At 71.5% G+C, this 18,754-nt stretch carries 20 protein-coding genes; 10 read left to right on the top strand and 10 right to left on the bottom strand.

Annotated elements, in window-relative coordinates; all coding sequences use genetic code 11:
- Positions 1-18: 18 nt before the first annotated feature.
- Positions 19-3,993 (top strand): S8 family serine peptidase, encoded by a 3,975-nt coding sequence (locus ACZ6R6_RS25600; RefSeq protein ID WP_470097296.1) that lies wholly within the window; start codon positions 19-21, stop codon positions 3,991-3,993.
- A gap of 388 nt (positions 3,994-4,381) precedes the next feature.
- On the opposite strand, the gene ACZ6R6_RS25595 is transcribed toward ACZ6R6_RS25600, so the two are convergent.
- The 6 genes from ACZ6R6_RS25595 to ACZ6R6_RS25570 form a co-directional block, all read right to left on the bottom strand.
- Positions 4,382-4,669, bottom strand: coding sequence for a hypothetical protein (locus ACZ6R6_RS25595; RefSeq protein WP_470097294.1), 288 nt, complete (start codon positions 4,667-4,669; stop codon positions 4,382-4,384).
- Positions 4,670-4,693: 24 nt separating this feature from the next.
- Entirely contained in the window at positions 4,694-5,431 is a 738-nt protein-coding gene (locus ACZ6R6_RS25590) for a VOC family protein (protein ID WP_470097292.1), read from the bottom strand.
- Positions 5,432-5,463: 32 nt separating this feature from the next.
- Positions 5,464-5,820, bottom strand: coding sequence for a hypothetical protein (locus ACZ6R6_RS25585; RefSeq protein ID WP_470097290.1), 357 nt, complete (start codon positions 5,818-5,820; stop codon positions 5,464-5,466).
- 131 nt (positions 5,821-5,951) lie between these two features.
- Positions 5,952-6,389 (bottom strand): hypothetical protein, encoded by a 438-nt coding sequence (locus tag ACZ6R6_RS25580; RefSeq protein WP_470097288.1) that lies wholly within the window; start codon positions 6,387-6,389, stop codon positions 5,952-5,954.
- Entirely contained in the window at positions 6,386-9,088 is a 2,703-nt protein-coding gene (locus ACZ6R6_RS25575; protein ID WP_470097286.1) for a multicopper oxidase domain-containing protein, read from the bottom strand. The genes ACZ6R6_RS25580 and ACZ6R6_RS25575 overlap by 4 nt, the downstream gene beginning before the upstream one ends.
- Positions 9,037-10,191, bottom strand: a complete 1,155-nt coding sequence (locus ACZ6R6_RS25570) for a hypothetical protein (RefSeq protein ID WP_470097284.1) — start codon at positions 10,189-10,191, stop codon at positions 9,037-9,039. The genes ACZ6R6_RS25575 and ACZ6R6_RS25570 overlap by 52 nt, the downstream gene beginning before the upstream one ends.
- A 401-nt stretch (positions 10,192-10,592) precedes the next feature.
- Between ACZ6R6_RS25570 and ACZ6R6_RS25565 the strand changes: the two genes are divergently transcribed.
- The 4 genes from ACZ6R6_RS25565 (at position 10,593) to ACZ6R6_RS25550 (ending at position 13,005) form a co-directional block, all read left to right on the top strand.
- Positions 10,593-11,084 carry a hypothetical protein gene (locus tag ACZ6R6_RS25565; RefSeq protein ID WP_470097283.1) on the top strand — a complete coding sequence of 164 codons (492 nt, stop codon included), beginning with the start codon at positions 10,593-10,595 and terminating at the stop codon, positions 11,082-11,084.
- A gap of 487 nt (positions 11,085-11,571) precedes the next feature.
- Complete coding sequence (locus tag ACZ6R6_RS25560; protein WP_470097281.1) at positions 11,572-12,252, top strand: hypothetical protein; 681 nt, start codon at positions 11,572-11,574, stop codon at positions 12,250-12,252.
- Positions 12,253-12,279: 27 nt separating this feature from the next.
- Positions 12,280-12,645, top strand: coding sequence for a hypothetical protein (locus ACZ6R6_RS25555; protein WP_470097280.1), 366 nt, complete (start codon positions 12,280-12,282; stop codon positions 12,643-12,645).
- 198 nt (positions 12,646-12,843) lie between these two features.
- Positions 12,844-13,005 (top strand): hypothetical protein, encoded by a 162-nt coding sequence (locus ACZ6R6_RS25550; RefSeq protein ID WP_470097278.1) that lies wholly within the window; start codon positions 12,844-12,846, stop codon positions 13,003-13,005.
- A gap of 116 nt (positions 13,006-13,121) precedes the next feature.
- On the opposite strand, the gene ACZ6R6_RS25545 is transcribed toward ACZ6R6_RS25550, so the two are convergent.
- Positions 13,122-13,940: a class I SAM-dependent methyltransferase gene (locus ACZ6R6_RS25545; RefSeq protein ID WP_470097276.1), complete on the bottom strand. Its 819-nt coding sequence runs from the start codon at positions 13,938-13,940 to the stop codon at positions 13,122-13,124.
- Between the two features lie 42 nt (positions 13,941-13,982).
- Between ACZ6R6_RS25545 and ACZ6R6_RS25540 the strand changes: the two genes are divergently transcribed.
- Complete coding sequence (locus ACZ6R6_RS25540; RefSeq protein WP_470097274.1) at positions 13,983-14,669, top strand: methyltransferase domain-containing protein; 687 nt, start codon at positions 13,983-13,985, stop codon at positions 14,667-14,669.
- Here ACZ6R6_RS25540 and ACZ6R6_RS25535 read toward each other — a convergent pair.
- Positions 14,569-15,366: an NAD(P)H-binding protein gene (locus ACZ6R6_RS25535; protein WP_470097272.1), complete on the bottom strand. Its 798-nt coding sequence runs from the start codon at positions 15,364-15,366 to the stop codon at positions 14,569-14,571. The genes ACZ6R6_RS25540 and ACZ6R6_RS25535 overlap by 101 nt on opposite strands.
- A 77-nt stretch (positions 15,367-15,443) precedes the next feature.
- Between ACZ6R6_RS25535 and ACZ6R6_RS25530 the strand changes: the two genes are divergently transcribed.
- From ACZ6R6_RS25530 to ACZ6R6_RS25520, 3 genes are all read left to right on the top strand, one after another.
- On the top strand, positions 15,444-15,953 hold the full coding sequence (locus tag ACZ6R6_RS25530) for a TetR/AcrR family transcriptional regulator (RefSeq protein ID WP_470097270.1): 510 nt from the start codon (positions 15,444-15,446) through the stop codon (positions 15,951-15,953).
- Positions 15,954-16,393: 440 nt separating this feature from the next.
- Positions 16,394-16,954, top strand: coding sequence for a cysteine hydrolase family protein (locus tag ACZ6R6_RS25525; RefSeq protein ID WP_470097268.1), 561 nt, complete (start codon positions 16,394-16,396; stop codon positions 16,952-16,954).
- 256 nt (positions 16,955-17,210) lie between these two features.
- A complete protein-coding gene (locus ACZ6R6_RS25520; RefSeq protein ID WP_470097266.1) occupies positions 17,211-17,594 on the top strand; it encodes a hypothetical protein in 384 nt (127 codons plus the stop codon).
- Here ACZ6R6_RS25520 and ACZ6R6_RS25515 read toward each other — a convergent pair.
- On the bottom strand, positions 17,525-17,749 hold the full coding sequence (locus tag ACZ6R6_RS25515; RefSeq protein ID WP_470097264.1) for a hypothetical protein: 225 nt from the start codon (positions 17,747-17,749) through the stop codon (positions 17,525-17,527). The two genes, ACZ6R6_RS25520 and ACZ6R6_RS25515, sit on opposite strands and share 70 nt — an antisense overlap.
- Positions 17,750-17,785: 36 nt before the next feature.
- Here ACZ6R6_RS25515 and ACZ6R6_RS25510 point away from each other — a divergent pair, with 36 nt between their 5' ends.
- Positions 17,786-18,229: a hypothetical protein gene (locus ACZ6R6_RS25510; RefSeq protein ID WP_470097262.1), complete on the top strand. Its 444-nt coding sequence runs from the start codon at positions 17,786-17,788 to the stop codon at positions 18,227-18,229.
- A gap of 102 nt (positions 18,230-18,331) precedes the next feature.
- On the opposite strand, the gene ACZ6R6_RS25505 is transcribed toward ACZ6R6_RS25510, so the two are convergent.
- Complete coding sequence (locus tag ACZ6R6_RS25505; protein WP_470097260.1) at positions 18,332-18,751, bottom strand: SRPBCC family protein; 420 nt, start codon at positions 18,749-18,751, stop codon at positions 18,332-18,334.
- Between the last annotated feature and the right edge of the window lie 3 nt (positions 18,752-18,754).

The raw sequence follows: 18,754 nt of genomic DNA, 5'->3' as shown, positions 1-18,754 counted from the left end.
CCCACCGAGAGGAGCGGCGTGAGCCGGCTCCGGCGCGGCTCGCTCGCGCTCACCTCGGCTCTCGCGCTGGTCACCGCCACGCTGGCGGTCCAGCCTCCCGCGACGGCGCAGGCGCTGAAGCCGGCTCCCCAGGCGCAGCCGTACCAGCCGCTCACCCTCAAGGGCGTGGGCAAGGGACCGCACACCGTCACGCTGATCACCGGCGACAAGGTCACGCTGACCGACACCGGCGGCGGTCGCTACGCGATCGGGCAGGGTGGCGGGCCCAGGTCGGACGGCCGTTTCCCGTCGCTGTTCGTACGGTCGGGCCGGGACGGCGTCTACGTCCTGCCCGACGACGCCTTCCCCGCGATCCAGTCGGGCACCCTGGACCGCGAGCTGTTCAACGTCAAGTACCTGGCCGAGAACGGCTACACCGACGCCGAGACCGAGCGGCTGCCCGTCATCGTGCAGTACCCGAAGGGTTTCGCCGCCGCCAAGAGCTCGGCCGACGCCATCCCGGCCAGCGTGCCCACCGCGACGCTGGAGAGCGTCAACGGTGCCGCACTCGACGTCGCCAAGGGCGAGGCGGGCGCCTTCTGGGCCGCGCTGCACGCCGAGCCGGACGCCAGGGGCAGGGCCGGGCTGCGCGGCGGCGTCGGCAAGGTCTGGCTGGACCGCAAGGTCGAGGCCGACCTGTCGGAGAGCGTCCCGCAGATCGGGGCGCCGGAGGCGTGGAAGGGCGGGCACGACGGCACGGGCGTGACCGTCGCCGTCCTGGACACCGGCGTCGACGCCGCCCATCCCGACCTGGCCGGGAAGATCGCCGAGGCGCGCTCGTTCGTACCGGACGAGAGCGCGCAGGACGGCCACGGTCACGGCACCCACGTCGCCTCCACCGTCGCGGGCAGCGGCGCCGCCTCGGGCGGCGCGAACAGAGGCGTCGCGCCGGGCGCGCGGCTCCTGGTCGGCAAGGTCCTGGACAGCTCCGGCCGCGGCTCGGAGTCGGGGATCATCGACGCCATGGAGTGGGCCACCGCGAGCGGCGCCAAGGTGGTCAGCCTGAGCCTGGGCGCGAACGCGACCGACGGCACCGACCCGATGAGCCAGGCGGTCAACGGCCTGACCGCCGCCACCGGCGCGCTGTTCGTCATCGCCGCGGGCAACAACGGCACGCCCGAGAGCGTCTCCACGCCCGGCACCGCCGACGCGGCGCTGACCGTGGCCGCCGTCGACAAGGCCGACCAGCAGGCCTGGTTCTCCAGCCAGGGGCCGCGCGTCGGCGACGCCGCGCTGAAGCCGGACATCACCGCGCCCGGCGTCGACATCGCCGCCGCGCGTGCCGCCGGCACCACGATGGGCAGCCCGGTCGACGACCGCTACACCAAGGCGTCCGGCACCTCGATGGCCACGCCGCACGTGGCGGGCGCCGCGGCGATCGTCGCGCAGGCGCACCCGGACTGGACGCCGCAGCAGCTCAAGGCCGCGCTGATGTCGACGGTCAAGGACGTCGGCGGGACCGTCTACCAGCGCGGCGCCGGCCGGCTCGACGTCGCCCGCGCGGTCTCGCAGACCGTCTTCGCCGCCACGCCGAACCTCGACTTCGGCCTGCTGGACGATTCCGGCAAGCCGCTGACCCGCGAGCTGGCCTACACCAACCTCGGCGATCGGCCGGTCACCCTCACGCTCACGGCGGCCATGGGCGAGAACCGGCTGAGCACGGCCGACGCCACGCTCACCGTCCCGGCCAAGGGCACGGCCGCCACCACCGTCACGCTCGTCACCCAGGGCCTGGAACTCGGCACCTACAGCGGCGCGGTCACCGCGCAGGCCGACGGCGTGCGCCTGACCACCCCGGCGGGCGCGGTGCGGGAGGCCCCGACCTACCAGCTGACCATCCGTACCCTGGGCCGCGACGGCAAGCCGCGCACCCCCTTCGCCCAGGACGTCGTGGACCTCGAAGGACGCAAGGGCCACCTGAGCCCGCACCTGATCGTCGACGAGGGCGTCGTGGTCACCCGTGTCCCGGCCGGGACGGTCAGCGTCCTGCAGGTGATGGAGTGGACCGACGCCGACAGCAGGAGCAACCGGGTCTGGCTGTTCGACCCCGAGCTCACCATCACGGGCGACACCGAGATCACGATGGACGCCAGGAAGGCCAGCCAGGTCCGCTTCAGCACGCCCCGGCCGGCCGAGCCGCTGAACAACGCGTTCACCAGCTTCTACCAGCGCACGAACGCCAAGGGCGAGGTCTTCGCCGGGTCGGTGCTGCAGACGGTGCCGATCGGCTCCTGGGGCAAGCTGTGGGTGCTGCCGACCGAGAAGGTCACCAAGGGCGCCTTCCGCTTCGCCACGCAGTGGACGCTCGGGCAGTCCGAGATCGCCATGAGCGTGCGCGGCCGGGGCGAGATGGAGCTGAACCCGGCGGCGAACCTCCACTGGCAGGGAGAGGTCAACCACCACCCCGGCTGGACGCCGTTCACCGGGACCAAGGACCTGCTCCTGACCGACGTCGGCCAGGGCACCCCCGAGGAGCTCGCCGGGCGTGACCTGCGCGGCAGGCTCGTCCTGATGGCGGCCGAGGGCACGGTCGACTTCCTCGGCAACCCGACCTGCGGCGTGCAGATCGAGCGCATCGGCGCCGTCAGGGACGCCGGCGCCGCCGGCCTGGTGATCTACCCCACGCAGGACTCCGGCTGCCCCATCCCGCTGCCGATCTGGCAGAAGCCGTTCACGGGCGACCCCAAGCCGCTCGGCATCGCCAACGCGTACCTGTCCACCAAGGAGGGTCTCGCGCTGCGTGAGCAGGCCAGGCGCGGCCCGCTCACCATCCGGGTGACGGGCACGCCGCACTCCCCCTACACCTACGCGCTCTCGCCGTACGAGGAGGGGCGCATCCCCTCGTCGATGCACTACACGGTGCGCGAGCGGGACGTCGCCCGCGTCGATCTGGACATCCGCGCGCCCAAGACCGGCGGCTACTGGGAGTGGACCCTCGCCTACAAGCAGGACGACGCCCAGCGCTGGAGCGTCTCGCCCTCCGACTCCGACGTCGCCGGCATCGCGCCGCAGGTCCGCACGGAGTACGTCTGGCCCACCGACCCCTCCGTCGTGCACATCCGCGGCATGGCGCCCGACCCCAAGGGCACCAACGGCGTGCACAGCCGTTACCTGACGGAGGTCTACAAGCGGCCGGGCCGTACCGGGCAGGTGTGGTTCGCGCCCGGCACGCCTGGCGCCGGGACGGTGTCCGACGCGGCAGCCGCGCTGCCCGACCCGGAGGCCGGGGTGCTCAAGGAACAGGGGCTGGGAATCAACTGCGCGATCTGCGTGCAGGGCGACAAGCTGTGGGCCGACTTCTCCGAGGTCTCCGGCGTCGCCGACTCCCGCGTCGACAGCGACGACTACTGGTCGACCGAGCAGATGTTCACCCCGGTGTACGAGACGCGCCTGTACCACGACGGCAAGGAGATCCCGCGCCAGGGGGTCGAGCCGCTGGCGGGCAACGCGCCGCGGTTCACCCTGCCGGCCTCCGCGGGCGTCTACCGGCTGACGGCCAAGAGCGCCACGAACGACGTCGAGTGGACCTTCACCGGGCCGCCCGCGAAGGACGCGGTCCAGCCCGGCGCCGCCTGCAACTCGTGGTTCGTCGAGGGGTACGGCGAGCACTGCAGGCCCACGCCGGCGGTGTTCGTCAGCTACGCCCTGGGCGGCGACCCCGGCAACGCCGTGGCGGCGGGGCGCAAGCACACCTTCCAGGTCGAGGCCTACCATTCGCGGTCGACGGCGAGGATGCCGAAGATCGCCGGGCTGAAGCTGTGGGCGAGCACCGACGACGGCGCCACCTGGCAGCCCGTCACGCTCAAGCGCGGCTCCGGCGGCCTGTACACGGCCAGTGTCAAGTATCCCGCCTTGCGCGCCACCACCGGCGCGGTCAGCCTGAGGGCCGAGGCGTGGGACGAGGCGGGCAACCGGGTCAAGCAGACCAGCACCCGGGTCTTCCCGCTGCGCTAGCAGTTCACCGACCGGCCCGCCCTCCATCCGGAGGGCGGGCCGGGCTCGTCGGGGTTCTGGGTTACTTGCGGAGGTCGAAGGCGCGGATGGTGATCTGCTTGACGGTGTCACCGGCCTTGTCCCATGCCTCGGCCTTGAGGGTGACCGGACGTCCGGGTCCGCCGCGCCATGTCGAGGGCATGCGGGCCAAGCTCAAGCGCCTGGTCGGCCGAGACATCCTCAGCGAGGCGGACGACATCGACCGCATGCTGTCGTCCGTCGTCCTGCACGACGCCCTTCAGTCCCTGACCCCGGGCACACCGCGAAGCCCTCCAGGCCACCTGCATCGCCGACCGCGCCGCCCCACGCGCCGATGAGGTCTGGAGCGCGGCCAGGACCTGGTGGAAGGTCAGGCCGGCGCTGGGGCTTTCGGGGCCAGGCGGACCAGAGGCCGCAGCGGCACCTGCTCACCCAGGCTGGTCGGCCAGTACGAGTTCGTCCAGCTCAGCGGCGCCCTATTGGTCGGCGGGCAGGTGGCTGACGGCGTCTTCGAGGTCGACGTGGGTCGGTAGGCGGTGGAGCTGCCGGCCCAGCCGCCGTGACGGCCGATGCGCTCCAGGTCGGTGCCGGCACGGCGGGCGGCGGTGGCCTCGCTGTACGAGAAGATGCCGACGCCACCGCCGAGGAGCCGTCGCACGAGCCGCAGGTGAAGAAGCCTGCCTCAGCCCCGTCCGAGGACGCAGAACTCGTTGCCCTCCGGATCGGCCAGGACCTTCCACGGAACATCGCCCTGGCCGACGTCGGCGGCGGTGGCGCCCAGAGCCCGTAGCCGGGCTACCTCCGCCTCTTGATCCTCAATGGGGTACGGCAGCAGGTCGAGATGGACACGGTTCCACACGGTCTTCACGCCGGGCGTGCCAAGGAACTTCAGATACGGACCGACACCCTTGGCCGAGCGCAGCAGCGCATGATCGTCGGTGACCTCGTGCAGGGTCCAGTCCAGCGCCTCGTCCCAGAACCGGGCCATGGCCCGCGGATCGGCGCAGTCGACCACTACCGCGGCGATCGGCCCGGTGTCCCGATAGATCTCCCGAGGCTCCAGCACGCAGAACACGTTGCCCTCCGGGTCTGCCAGGACTGTCCACGGGACGTCGCCCTGGCCCACATCTGCGGGCGTTGCACCGAGCTCCTTCAGGCGCGCGACCAACTCCGCCTGATGGGCGGCAGAGGTGGTGGCGAGTTCGAGGTGCACGCGGTACTTCACCGTTTCGGGGTCCGGGACGGTGACGAGATCGACGTAGAAGGCGTCGGGGTCCGGCCAGGCGAAGCCCTCGGGTTCGAGGTTGGTCACGCCGGGTCCCTCGCTGGAAACACCCCAGCCGAGCGCCTCCGCCCAGAACCGGCCGAGCGCCGAGTCATCCCGAGCCTTGAAATTCACCTGAATAAGTTGCAGCGCCATGCCGCCGATCATATGCCCAGGTAAATAGGGCGTTATGAACCGGCCAGTGGGTCATACGCCACCCCTGTCCCGCGGACGCAGACCGTCGGCGCTTCGCTCCGGGCGCTCCACGTTGATCTGCGCCCGGCGACGGCGGCGCGCTTTCGGTTCCAGGTCGCCGGCGCGCATCCACCCCACCGCGAGGTGAGCGCGTCGCCGATCTCGGTGTCGGCGACGTCGGCCAGCAGACGATCGCCGCCGCCGACCTCGGCCATGGTCCGATCGATCGCTGAGGCGTAGGCGCGGTGAGCGTTGGGGTTGGCGACCCGGTGGGTCGATGGGAACTCATCGGCTGCTCCAGCGAGGGTGATCGCGGTGCCGCGAGGATGCCGGCTGCGGTGCGGCGTCACTCATCCTTTCCGGGTCCGGGGGCCATATCCCGATCTCAGGGTCTTCGGTCCCCCGGGCTGGACCCCAAGACCAGTCCCCCGGGCTGGACCCCAAAGACCCCAGAGGGTCACAGGCCGGCGGGCTTGTCGGCTTAGGTGGCCGGCAGCGCGGTGGCCAGCAGGACCACGCCGACCGACCCGACCAGTGCCGTCATCGCCATCGCCCGTGCGAATCCGGGACGCCTCGCTCCCATGGCCCACCCGTGCAGGCCGGCCGCGGCCATGACCGCGCAGAACAGCGCCAGTTTCGCCGCCAGGATCCGTCCGTACCCGGGCTCGGCCAGCGACTCCCATGTGACGCCCTTGCGCCAGGCCAGGGCCACGCCGGTGCCCAGCTGCACCGGCAGGAAGACCGCCCCGGTGAACAGCCCGAACCGCCGCCCGACTGCGCGCATCACCTGCGCGCGCCGCTGCTCGTCCAGCAGCCGCCGCGCCAGCGGCAGCACCACCAGCGAGACCGTCAGCTGCCCGCCGACCCACAGCGCCGCCGACAGCACGTGCGCGAACCGCACCCCCGACCACCAGGTCACCGAGCCTCCACCTCGAACACCCCGTGCGCCCCGGCCTCGGCCTGGCGCATCGTATGATCCACCACCGGATAAGAGCCCGGCTCGGGAAAGACCAGCTCGGCGAACCCGCCCTGCGCCGGGGCCAGATCCAGCACCTGCGCGCCACCCGCATCACCCTCGCGCAGCAGATAGGCGCCCTCCTTGTAAACGGTGTCGAACGGCGCCCCCACCACGTGCAGCGCGGTGCCCGAGCTCGGCCCCGCGTCCACCGCCCAGATCCGCACCCGCTCACCCGTCCTCGCCTTCAGCGGCGCGTGATCGTACCCGGCGGCGGCGCCGTTGAACATCCACCCGTCCGGGCGGCCCTCACGGATCTTGGCGACCTGCGCGTCGCCGCCCGGCTCACCCAGATGCAGCTCGCCCTGGACCAGCAGGAACTCCCGGTCCACCCGCGCCAGATCCGGCGGGTCGATCACCACCGCCCCGTACATGCCGTTGGCGATGTGCTGAGTCATCGGCATGGTCGAGCAGTGATACAGCCACGCCCCGGCGTGCTCGGTCCGGAACCGGTAGGTCAGCCGCTCGCCCGGCTGGATCGTGCGCATCACCCTGTCGGGGGCATTGGACCCGGCGTGGAAGTCGATGCCGTGGCCCGTCGTGCCGCCGTTGACGAACGTCACCGTGAACACGTCCCCCACCTTCCCGCGCAGCACCGGCCCGGGCACGGTCCCGTTGAACGTCCACACCCGCTGCCGCACCCCGGGCGCGACCTCCCGGACCACGGTGTCGTCCACCCGGATCCCCACCTCGTGCTCCGTGCCGCCGGGCGCGGGCTTCAGCGCCGCGTCGTACGGGTTCCACCCGGGTGAGAAAGGGGTGGCCAGATCCAGACGGGCCGATGTACCGGTGCCCGGTACGGAGGTCCCGGCCTGCGTGTCCCCGCCGGCTGTCCCGTGCGCACCATGCCCGGTGCCGGCCCGGGCGAGCGCGCCGGTGGGCACGATGCGCATCGTCATGCCCGCGGCCCGATGCCCGGCCACGGTGCACCAGCCGTCGACCGCCCCGCCGAGCGGCGCCAGTTTCAGCGTGGCGCCTTGTCCGGTGGCCAGCAGCGGGGTGCGCTCCCCCGTTGCCAGGCGCAGGTCGTGCCGCTGGGCATCGGTGTTGGTCACCCGCAGCGTCAGCACCGTGCCCGGCGCGGCCTCGATCGCTGCCGGACGGATGCTCATTCCCGACAGTGTCACCTCGACCGTGCGGGAGCCGGTGGCCGTCACCCTCGTCGCCGGACCGGATCCGCCGCCGGCCGCCACGACGACCGCGGCGGCCGTCAGCAGACAGCCGACGACCACCCCCGCCAGCGCGGGTGAGGCCACCGTACGGCCCGGCCCGCCGCCTGCGGCCTCCGCCGCCCCGGCCTGCGGGACGGCGAGTGCCCGGGAGCGGACCAGCGCGGCCACCGCCAGCACCACGAACACCGCCACAGGGGCCAGTACCAGCGTCCAGCCCAGCAGCACCAGCGGCCGCAACAGCGGAAGGGCCAGCACCACCACCCCGGCGTTGAGCGCGGCCAGCCGGACCCTCCAGCCGCGCTCCAGCAGCGCCGCGTTCTCCTTGAACCGGGCCGGGCCGCCACCCAGCACCGCCGGCAGCAGATGCAGCAACGAGCCCAGCAGCACCTGCGCGACGAACCCGACCAGCACCGGCGGCAGCAACGGCTCCAGCGCGGCGGCGACCTCTTCCGTCGGCCGGGTGGTGACGATCACCAGGTCGGCCAGGAGTGCGATCTCGAACCAGACGACGGCGGCGGCCAGCATCCAGGAGGATCCGGTGTGCGGGCGGCGGGCGCGCATCGCCTCGACCAGCGCCGCCAGCGCCGCACCGGCCCCGGCCGCATACGCCGCCAGGCCCGCGGCGGCGAGCACGCGCAGATCCGCCAGCAGGCCGCCGACCAGCAGCGCCAGGCCGGGTGCGGCCAGCCGCAGCCCGATCAGGGACGCCTTCCGCGTCTTTTCCGACATGCGGGTGCGCAGCACGGTCGGCCAGAGCGTGAACAGGGTGCCGAGCACGGTCAGACCGACCCAGCCCAGCAGGTTCACCTGGGCGTGCGCGGCGTGCAGCCGCTCGTGCATCTGGCCGTGGCCGAGGTGCGCGGCCAGCAGCCCGCCCAGTGTCCCGCCGACGGCCAGCGCCCCGGCCGCACACACATACCAGGCGATGACGTGGCCGAAGCGGCCCGGCAACGCCCGCCGTACCAGCCGCACCAGCACCGCCGCATGCCACAGCACGACCGCGACCACCACGCCCGCCCCGGCCGCCGCCACCCACCACGGCCCGGCGGCCACCCCGTGCAGCACCGCCACCGTCGCGGCGTTGATCAGCACCAGCCGGGTCAGACTCCAGCGCGGCGCCGGCGTCCGGGTCCGTAGCAGCGCAACGGTGAAGTGCTCGCTCCAGATCAGGATCGCGGTGCTGACCGCGCCCAGCAGGAAAACATGGATCAGCAGCCAGCGCGGCGCCGGCAGCACCTCACCGGCCAGCGCCACCGCCACCGTCAGGGCCAGCCAGCCCACCACGATCGCGTTGGCCCGCAGGTGCCACGATGCGCGGGGACCCGGCGCGGCGAGCGGCGGCCCCTGCTCGATACGTATCCCGACCGAGGTCACCCCGGTCACCTCCCTATCGGCGACCGGGTGCGTGAGCGCGCCACCGCGACCGCGCACCCGGCGAACATGAGCAGAGCAATCCCGGCGAGCAGACCGCCCGCCGTACGGGCCGCACCCGCACCGGCCAGATCACCGGCGACGCGGACCGCCACCGCCCCGTGCAGCACCGCCAGCGGCGCATACAGCACCGGCCGGTACGGCAGGCGCACCCGCAGCACGGCGGGCAGGATCACCGGCGCGTGCCCGAACACCATCGACATCACGAAACCCAGGAACAACGCGTGCAGCGCCGCGTCGTACAGCAACGATCCGGCCGCCAGACCACTGGCCGCCCACACGGCCCCGGCCACCGCGAGCCAGCCGTACCCGGCCAGCAGGCACACGGCCGCATACCGCGGCAGCCCTCGCCCGCGCACGGTGCGGCGGGCGACGTCATGCCAGGCCAGCCAGGCGGCCACCGCCACCATCCCCGCCCCGGCGACGCGCGCCCCCCAGCCCGGCTGCCACACCGAGCAGAGCGCCCCGGCGCCGAGCAGAGCGCAGGCCATGAGCAGCCCGTCCGATGCCCCGCGCCGCAGGAACGCCACGTGGGCCAGCTCCAGCCGCTCCCCGGCGATGGTCAACACGTGGAACGCGGCGAACCACACCACCAGCTCATGCACCGGCCGCCCGGCCAGCCACAGCAGCCCGGCCGCGTACCAGGCCAGTGCCCCGGCCAGCTGCATCAGCGTCTCGCGGCTGAGGCACCGGCCCAGCAGAGCCAGGTAGATCCCGGCCAGCCAGCCGCCGCCGGCGGTCAGCGCCAGCCGGCCCACCTGCTCGGCCCCGGCCGCCAACGCCACGGCGCCCAGCGCCGACAGCACCGGAGCCGCGTACCCCCACCGGCTCCGCAGCGCGACCGCCCGCTCCAGGCAGATCAGCGTGCCCAGGAAACCCAGTGCCATCAACGGCCCGTGCTGCTCGGTGAAGGCCACCGGCACGGGGGTTTCGGGGACCAGCAGCGCCAGCCCTCCGTACAGGCCGGCCAGCAGCGCGGCGGCGGCACCGCCCAGCAGGGGCAGGCGCGCGACGGCCGGGCGGGAGCCACCCGCGGCGGCCGGGCCGTCCTGTGGGGGCGGGCGGTGCCCGGGCGGGCGTGCCGTCGTCGGTTCTATGGCCACGACCGGGTTCTCTCTCCGCTGATCGTCACGTGGGGAGCGGGCATCGCCCACGCTAGTGCGCACCGATCGGGCGGGGACCGGGCTCAAAGGCCGCCGCGGCAGGGACCAAAGTCCTTTCTTCACCGCCGCCGGCCTGCCTGCGGCCGCAGCTTCGTGTCCGCGCGTTTCACCGACGCCGCCTGGCCGGGGCCGCCTGGCCGGGGCCGGCGGGACCTTCGGCCGGGATACCGAGGACTGGTGGCCCTGCCCGGCACCGGTGTGGCGGCCGCATTCTTTCCGTGCGGCTTTTCCGGAAAAAGGGCCTGCGGCCAGGTCCGGCAGCGGACCTGGCCTTGCGTGGACCGGTTGCGGGCCGCCATGACTTCGACGGATCTTGTTACGGATCGGCAAGGAGTGAACCTGTGGACGATGTGCGGAAGCTGGCGTTGATGCTGTTGCTGGGCGGAACCGGAGTGGCCATGCTGACGGCCGGCGCGGTGATGACGGTGCGCGGTCTGCGGGGCAGGGAGGAGATCCGTGACGAGCTCATCCGCCAGAAGATCACCTTCCCGGGCAAGGGGCTACCCGCCGAACACGGCCGCTACGCCGGGCGCCGGGTGGAGAGCGGCACGCACGCGCGCGTCTTCTCCGAGATGATCGGCGGCAACGTGCGCAAGGCCACCGGAGGGCGCAGCTACTCCGAAGTCAGCGCCGACCTGCAGGCCGCCGGCGCCGACGAGGAGCTCGTCGCGCTGCGCCAGACGGCCTTCATGGGCGAGACCCTGCGCGCCTCCCTCATGAGCGCCTACCAGGCATGGCAGGTCACCTCCCTGGCTGTGGGCCTGGGCGCGGTGCTGATGGGCGCCGGAGCCGCGCTCGCCGCCGTCGGCACGATCCTCGCCTCTGGGCAGTGACCACTCCTGCGTGAACCGCCGTCGGCGGCAGTGACAGCGGCCGAGTCGTAAGGGTGATCAAGAGCTGCGACGACGTAGCCGTGGCCGGCTGGTTCCTCTGCCCAGGCGGTGTTCTGGGTGCGCGCTCCTCCCTGCCCGGGGAGAACAGCACGAGAAAGAACGACGGAGTGTCGCGCCTTGGGATGAGACAGGATCTTCCTGGGCAGACACGGCGCTCTGACGCCGAGTCGGCGGCAACGGCGACAAGGGTCTCCGGCGATACCACCGCGAACACGGCAGCCTGTCGATCGGGCGAACCTTCCTGCATGCCACAGAAAGGGATCGAACACTCACTAACCTCCGTCGACGGCGATCCGTCTCAGGGATGCGGCCCGTTTCCGCCGTATTCCGGCGCCACCCCGTCATTGGGGGCCGCAGCAATGTGCGCGCCACATCCAACGTCGGTTTCGAGCCGGTACGGCTGCGTTTCATTGCTATGGTCGCGCGCATGCGATCGAATTACCTCGCCTGGGACGACGCGGTGGACCTGTTCGAGCGGCGCGGGCTGCCGAAGGAGACGTACGAGAACCTGTACGAGGAGGAGTACATCCTGGTGCCGGGGCCGGCCGCGGTAACCGGCGAACTCCCCCTCGACGAGCACGAGCGGACGCCGTGGCGGGAGGGCACGCCCGAGGCGGCGACCGGGTACATCGTGGACGGCGACCTGGTCGTCGACGGGAACATCACCGATGTGGACGGCGGGGCCGCCGCGCTGATCGTCCTCGGGAACCTGCGGGCGCGGAACATCTACCTGGCCGGTGACGCGAAGCTGGTCGTAGGCGGCCACGTGACGGCCGAGACCTTCGTCGGCGACATGACCGACAAGCTGGTGATGATCCATGGGGACCTGCGCACCACCGTCTCGCTCTTCTGGAACGAGTTCTGCCCTGACCTGGTCGCCGGCACCCTCCACGGCAGGATCCTCGCGCCGGCCTACCTCGACCTGTCCGCCGCCTCCATCGGCGCTCTGGTCGACCCGGCACCCGAGGCCCCGCTCAGCCACCTCCTCGTACCCGAACTGCTGGTCACCGGCGCCCCCGGCCCCGACGACCTCCCCGAGCTCGGCATCCGCGGCGACGCCCTGCGCGACCGCCTGCTGGCCGGCCTCCCCCTCACCGCGACCCCCTGATCCGCGTCGTCGGCGGCTGCCCGCAGCGTGCCTTCAACGCAGCCGGCGCGCCTTACATGCCTGCGTCACGGTGCCGTTGACCAGCATCTGCTGCGGGGCCGGATCGGCATGCAGCGGCTGCGGGAGATCACCGCTGGTGCGTGGAAGCCGCTGCCCAAGGACCACGGCCGGCTGTCGGAGCTGGACTCCTCCTACACCTACTTGCGGCAGTTCACTCCGACCGTGCTGGCGGCGGTCGACTTTCAGGGCGGGCCGGGCACGGGCGAGCTGATGGCTGCCGTGGCCGTGTTGAAGGAGCTGAACCGCACCGGTGGCCGCAAGGTCCCTGGCGGGGCGCCGACGGGTTTCGTGCCGCCCGGTATGCCGACTATCTGCAGCGGGCCCGCCGCTTAGGGGAGGACGCGGCGTTTCGGCACCACTGGGAACTATGTGTGATCTTGTGTCTGCGCATCGATGAGCACGCGACCGATTCCCACGGCACGACCTTGATCAACGCCGAAGTAGGGCCAGGCGAGCGCCTCTCCGTGGTCGCCTGGACGACAGAATACTATTCTGGAGCAGCCCTGGGAGCTGCGCTCCCAGGGCCGGCAGGTGCCGGACGAGATCCTGTCGCACATCTCGCCCGGACACAGCGACAACATCAACTTCTTCGGCGTCATCACCGTCGATGTCGAGGCGGAGCCGGCCAAGCTCGACACCGGCGGATGGCGGCCGCCACGGCCTGCGCAACCACGCGAGCCGGCTCTTGCGTGACACTCCCGGCGGCCTTCGAGTCGAGCTCGGCCGGCTCCATCGTCAACGTGGTCTCCCACCTTGAGCCCACCGGCCTCCCGCCGCGTGGACCGGGGTCGAGCACCCGGTCGAGTCCCTCAAGGGGTTTGGCCGTCCGAGCCCGCAGGCAACGGCGGTACCTCGGCGACGAAGAACAGAAAGCTGATTTTGGTCGAGAAGGCATGGAAATCGTCGGGGAACAGCTCACGGGCGGCCGGGTCGGGCTGCGGCTCGCTGATGACGGCAAGGTGGAAGCCGGCGGCGGTGAAGGCATCGGTCATCGCATGCAACGGCCTGCGCCAGAAGACCATCGGGAAGGACTGCCCGTCGAACGTCCACTCGTCGGTATAGCTGGTGGTCGCGGAATAGTCGGGCCGAGGATCCTGGAACGCGTAGTCCGTGAACGGGTGGTTCACCGACGCGATCAGTCGGCCGCCGGGCCGCAGCACGCGCCGCATCTCGGCCAGCGTCGGCCCCCAGTCCTCCAGGTAGTGCAGCACCAGCGACGCGACCACGTCGTCGAACGCGCCGTCGGCGAACGGCAGAGGATCACGCACGTCGGCCACGCGTAAGTCCGCGTCGTCACCGAGCCGCCGCCGGGCCAGCGCCAGCATCCCGGCGCTGGCGTCGATGCCGGTGACGACGGCACCGCGCTCGCGCAGTACGGCCGACAGGGGGCCTGAGCCGCAGCCGGCGTCCAGGACCCGGCGGCCGGCCACGTCTCCGGCGAGGGCCATGATCGCGGGCCGTGCGTAGTACGCGTTGATGAAGCTGTTCTCGGTCTCCGCCGAGTACGCCTCAGCGAAGCTGTCGTAGTCATTCACCTGGGCCGTCGGATCTGCAGCCTGCGTTGCGGTCGAAACCCAGGCGGGCCTCGATGGTGCGGGATTCTCGGGCACGTCGGTTACGCGTTCCATCGTCGCAGCCTAACGATCTTCAGTCGTGTTTGCAGACGTTTCATGCCGTTTTCCCGATGTCCGGACACATCGCACGCCGACACCACCGCCAGGAGACAATCCACACGGCACGATCAGGCGCTACGTCCACAACCAGATGACGCGCTGACCGCTCAAACTCAGGGTTGGCTGTCACTCATCGCCACCGGAACCGGCGTCATCGCTCTTGCCGCACGGGAGAAATATCCGGACTCGACCGTCCACGCCGTCGATTTCTCGGAGCGGATGCCGGCGGAGGCGGCGAGCAAACCGGGGGCCTGCGCCATCACGTGGCAGCACGCGGACGCGGACGACCTGCCCTTCGGCGACGGGTCCTTCGACGCCGTCACGCACGGCTATCTCCTGCGGAACGTGGAGAATGTCGAGCGCGTGCTCGAAGAGCAGTACCGCGCGCTCAAACCCGGAGGCCGGGTCGTCATTCCGGAGACCTGCCCACCACGAGGACCGCTCCGTCATCCGGTTCCAGCCGCGCTCCATGCTCGGCGCGGGCAAGCGAGGCCAGAGCATGATCAGGGGCACGGGGCTGATCCCGGCGTTCCGAACAGGAGCGGCGGCCGGGCTCCTGTCCCTCGGCTGCCGTCGCGCACGTCTATCCGAGGAACTCCCGCAGCGAACGCGGTCCGCGCCCCAGGATGTCGGCCACGGTCGTGGTCGTGCTCGCCCAGCGCCCATCCCCGATCTGCGACATGAGTTCGGCCAGGTCACGGGCCACCTGGGCGGGCATGCCGCGCTTCTCCAGGTGAACGGCGGCTTCCTCTGCCGACTGGTCCACGTAACGTACGGCCCGGCCGAGCGCTCGGGTGAGCTCGGCGGCGACCTCGTCATGCGTAGGCGCCACCGGCCCGGTGAGCTCGTACGTGGCGTCGGCGCCGACGGGACGCGTGAGCAACACGGCCGCGACCGCCGCGATGTCACGCGCGTCGATGTAGCCGACCCCGCCCCTCCCGTACGAGCCGAAGATCCGCCCCTCCTCGTCGACGTCGCCCGCAAGATTCTGCATGAAGCCGACGGGCGCCAGGATCGACCACGGCACTCCCGACGCCTTCAGATGCTCGTCGACCTGCCCGTGCATGCCGAACCCGAGCAGGCTGCTCGACGTAACGCCGCGCACGGACACCGTCACCACCTGCGCCACGCCCACGGCCGCCGCATGATCGATGACCGCCTTGTGCGCTCGCACGAAACCCGGCCACAGCGCGCTGTTGAGAAAGAGCCTGTCACCCGGCTCGAGCGGGATGCTCTCAGGCCGCTCCAGGTCGCCGACCACGTAGTCGCATCCCAGCTCCTCGCCCTGTTCCGCGCGCCGTACCAGGGCGCGCGCCGCACCGCCGAGTTCCTCGATCAGTGCGCGCCCGATCGTGCCCGTCGCACCCGTCACCACGACCATCGCAACCTCCTAAGCGGAATGCCGGCTTCCTCTTCTATACTAAGCGGAAGCCTGTCGTCCAGTTCAAGGGGAGTTCAATGCGCGCCGATGCCCGCCGCAATCGGGACAGGATCCTGGAGGCGGCACGCGACGCGGTGGCCGAGCGGGGCGCGGACGCGCCGATGGAGCTGATCGCCCGCCGAGCAGGCGTCGGCGTCGGCACGCTCTACCGCCGCTTTCCCGATCGCAGTGTGCTGCTCGCCGCCCTGGCGGAGCAGTACGTTCACGAACTCCTGGGCGCCCTCGACCGCGCCGTGGCGGCCGAGCCTGACGCGTGGGCGGCCGTCCGCGCCTTCGTCGTCTACAGCGTGGAGAAGGGCCGCGGCGCCATCGCGGCCGCGCTGGCCGGGACTTCCGCGCCACAGGCGAGGCAGGCGCTGGTGCAGCGGCTCGACGAGCTGGTACGGCAGGCGCAGGCGGACGGTGCGATGCGTCCAGATGCCGGCACCGGCGACCTCATGGAGCTGCTCAACGTGTTCGCCTGCCACCCGGGCGTCATCCCGGAGCGCTTCCTCCCCCTCATGCTCGACGGCCTCGACCGGCGTTAGCCTCACCGCCTTGGCAGGTGATCGAGGCCAGCACCGTGCTCCTCCTACGCCGAGACCGGCTTGCCGGGGTCAAGGTGGCGGTAGATCGTGGCCGCGTGCTCGGGCCGACGGTGGGGGCCGAGCGCTCACAACTCCTTTACCCCCGGTGACGCCGGCCCGAGTGGAGGGCCACAACCAACGGCCTGCCGTCCAAGCTTCTCCGGCCGATGCGCCGCCGGAGCCGGTCCGATCGTCAACCGTGGTCGCTCATCCCGATGGCGGACCCCACACCTACACCCGGAATCCGACCGAGAAGCCAGTGTGCCGGGCACGGCGCCCGGCCGTAAGGCTCTGGACGACACCCGGATCCGTCCCGCTACCGTCATACCGGATCGACGACACAACGCCAAAGGACACGATCGTGGAGGACGGCGGACAGCGTGCCGTCCGGACAGGAAACCATGACCACCACCGCGCTCATCATCGGCGATCTGCAGGCCGGCATCGTTGACAACCACCCCTTCGTCGCCGACCTGCTGCCCGTCACGGAGACAGTTCTGTCCGCGGCCAGGGCTGCCGGAATCCTCGTGATCTTCGTACGGACCGGCCTGCGGACCTCGGGCCTGGATGTGGCAGCGGGAAACCCGCTGGTCACCGCCCTGCAAAGGGCGGGCTCGCTGTTCGACGAAGAATCCTCCGAGACGCTCGTGCACCCGCGCATCGAGCCGTTGCCGGGCGAGGCCGTCGTCCTCAAGCGCCGCGCCAGCGCGTTCACCGCCACTGATCTCGATCTTCTTCTGCGTGCCCAGTCCATCGACTCGATCGTGCTGACCGGTGTTGCGACCGGGGCGATGGTCGCCGCCACGCTCTACGACGCCGCCGACCGCGACTACCGCCTGACCGTGCTCAGCGACGCCTGCGCCGACGGTGAGCCAGACGTGCACGACTTCCTGGTCAGCCGCATTTTTCCGGCCAGAGGCGCTGACGTCCTCACGAGCGAGGAGTGCACCTCCCGCCTGTGACCAGCCGGCAGGAGTGAGGACCGAGGGCTCTGTCCGTAACCCGACTGCACACTCAGTCGCGCAAACTTCGCTGTCACAGCTCAAGGTTCGATGTCACAGGACAGCTTCCTCCCGGACCGGAGGTCGGATCGCGTCCTCCCCACGGCGGCGCCCTGCCCATGTGCGGCAGGACGGCAGCCGGCACGATGAGCTGAATGGGGATCCCGCCCTGGGCGAGGTCGATCTCTGCGCGTATCGTGATCTTATGGCACTGATCATGACATGTCGTTTGATCAACAGGTCTAGAGTTGTTCGGGCGGCGATCACCGGGCTGGCCGCGACGGCGGGAGTCTTCGCCCTCCTCATGCTGTCCGCCACCATCCCCACGCTGAACTGGCTCACGCTCCCCTTGATGCCGGTCTACCTCCTGCTGGCGTTGCCGCTCGGCGCGCTCGCCGGTCGCCTCGCGGGGCTGTCCCGTCCCTGTCTGACGGTGGCCAACGGCTGGCTCCTCGCCCTGGTCGCCGGGGAGGCGCTCGCCTGGCTGCCCTCCGGCTACGACGCCGGAGGCAGGGCCATCGTCGTAGGCCCCTACCTGGCGCTGTTCGCTCTGCCGGTCGGGCTCGCCATCGTGGCCGGGCTCACGTCCGGGTCCGAGTGACCGGCGCGCGCCCTCTCGGCCCGAATATGTGATCCGCCCGGGTTCTGAATGCGCTCGACGGTCTCGGCCTCGTAGTCGACCCGCTCGCTCTCGGCGGGTGGCACGACCTCGTCGGCGGCGCCGATCAGGCAGTTCCGAAACTTGGCGAAGACCATCGGTTCGGCCGGCAGGGCGAGTCCTGCCTCCTCCGCGTGGTCGGGGGTGTCGTCCTCAGTCCCGGCGGCAGCGACCTGGGCCGGCTGGTCGGAACGCGGCCCGCGGGAATCGTCTCGGGCCCGGCGCAGCCCTACCTCCTCGGCAACGACACCATCCTGAGGTTCCCCTCGAAGCACCACCTGGTCCCCCACCGCGAGGTGATCGACCGGGTCGGCGTGGCACCCGACCACCATGTGCCGCTGACCCCGGAGGACGCCGCCGCCCCGCATCTGAAGGACACCTCCCGCCCCGACCCGTGGGCGCCCGAGGCGAGAACCAGGGAGCTCATGATCACCCTGTGGTGTCCGACGCGGGCCCGTGAGGGGCAGCGCGCCCGATACATGACTCCGAAGGAGTCGGAGCTCACCCTGCTGGACAGACCGTCGCCCCGCTACCCCGAGGTCAAGCTCTGCGCCCCGGCAGGGAGGACCTGCGAGTAGCCGATCGCCGTCAGCGCCCCGGGCGGGCGGTCCTCCCGGAGGATCCGGGAGGGCCGCCGGCCTGGAGCCGCCTCGGGGCGTCGGCGGGTCAGCGAGAGGCGCTCACCGGCCCGGTCCGGGGGCCGCCGCCTCCAGGGCCTGGCGCATGACCGCCGAGCCGCGTTCGACGGCCTCGGTCATCGGAGCGGCGAGGCTGTCGGGCAGGACGTCGGTGTGCCAGACGAGCCTGGTCCGGCCGCCCGCTTCGGCGAGGGCCTGCATCGAGGCATGGTGGTGGGAGGGGTGGAGGCTCCCGCCGACGACGGTGTAGGCGACGCGCCTGTTGTCGTGATCGAGGTCGACGAGCCGTTCGTGGACGATGGTGCCGTCGGCGAACGTGACAGTACGGGTGTCCGAGCTCAGATGCGTGTCGGTGACGAAGCCGGGGGCGAGGCGTTCGTGCACCGCGCCGTAGTCGCTGAGCACGTCCCAGACCTCGTCGGGCGTGGCGTCGACGACGAACTCTCTGTGGATGGAGGCCATTGA

The sequence above is a fragment of the Streptosporangium sp. NPDC048886 genome (assembly GCF_055586905.1).
The sequence above is the reverse complement of the archived record's forward strand: the minus strand, read 5'-3'. Positions and strand labels throughout refer to the sequence as shown.

Coding starts and splice junctions, on each gene's coding strand:
- ACZ6R6_RS25520 (WP_470097266.1), top strand. CDS start 17,211: ATGACATGTCGTTTGATCAACAGGTCTAGAGTTGTTCGGGCGGCGATC.
- ACZ6R6_RS25530 (WP_470097270.1), top strand. CDS start 15,444: ATGCGCGCCGATGCCCGCCGCAATCGGGACAGGATCCTGGAGGCGGCA.
- ACZ6R6_RS25505 (WP_470097260.1), bottom strand. CDS start 18,751: ATGGCCTCCATCCACAGAGAGTTCGTCGTCGACGCCACGCCCGACGAG.
- ACZ6R6_RS25535 (WP_470097272.1), bottom strand. CDS start 15,366: ATGGTCGTGGTGACGGGTGCGACGGGCACGATCGGGCGCGCACTGATC.
- ACZ6R6_RS25525 (WP_470097268.1), top strand. CDS start 16,394: ATGACCACCACCGCGCTCATCATCGGCGATCTGCAGGCCGGCATCGTT.
- ACZ6R6_RS25515 (WP_470097264.1), bottom strand. CDS start 17,749: ATGGTCTTCGCCAAGTTTCGGAACTGCCTGATCGGCGCCGCCGACGAG.
- ACZ6R6_RS25545 (WP_470097276.1), bottom strand. CDS start 13,940: ATGGAACGCGTAACCGACGTGCCCGAGAATCCCGCACCATCGAGGCCC.
- ACZ6R6_RS25590 (WP_470097292.1), bottom strand. CDS start 5,431: ATGGCGCTGCAACTTATTCAGGTGAATTTCAAGGCTCGGGATGACTCG.
- ACZ6R6_RS25560 (WP_470097281.1), top strand. CDS start 11,572: ATGCGATCGAATTACCTCGCCTGGGACGACGCGGTGGACCTGTTCGAG.
- ACZ6R6_RS25540 (WP_470097274.1), top strand. CDS start 13,983: ATGCCGTTTTCCCGATGTCCGGACACATCGCACGCCGACACCACCGCC.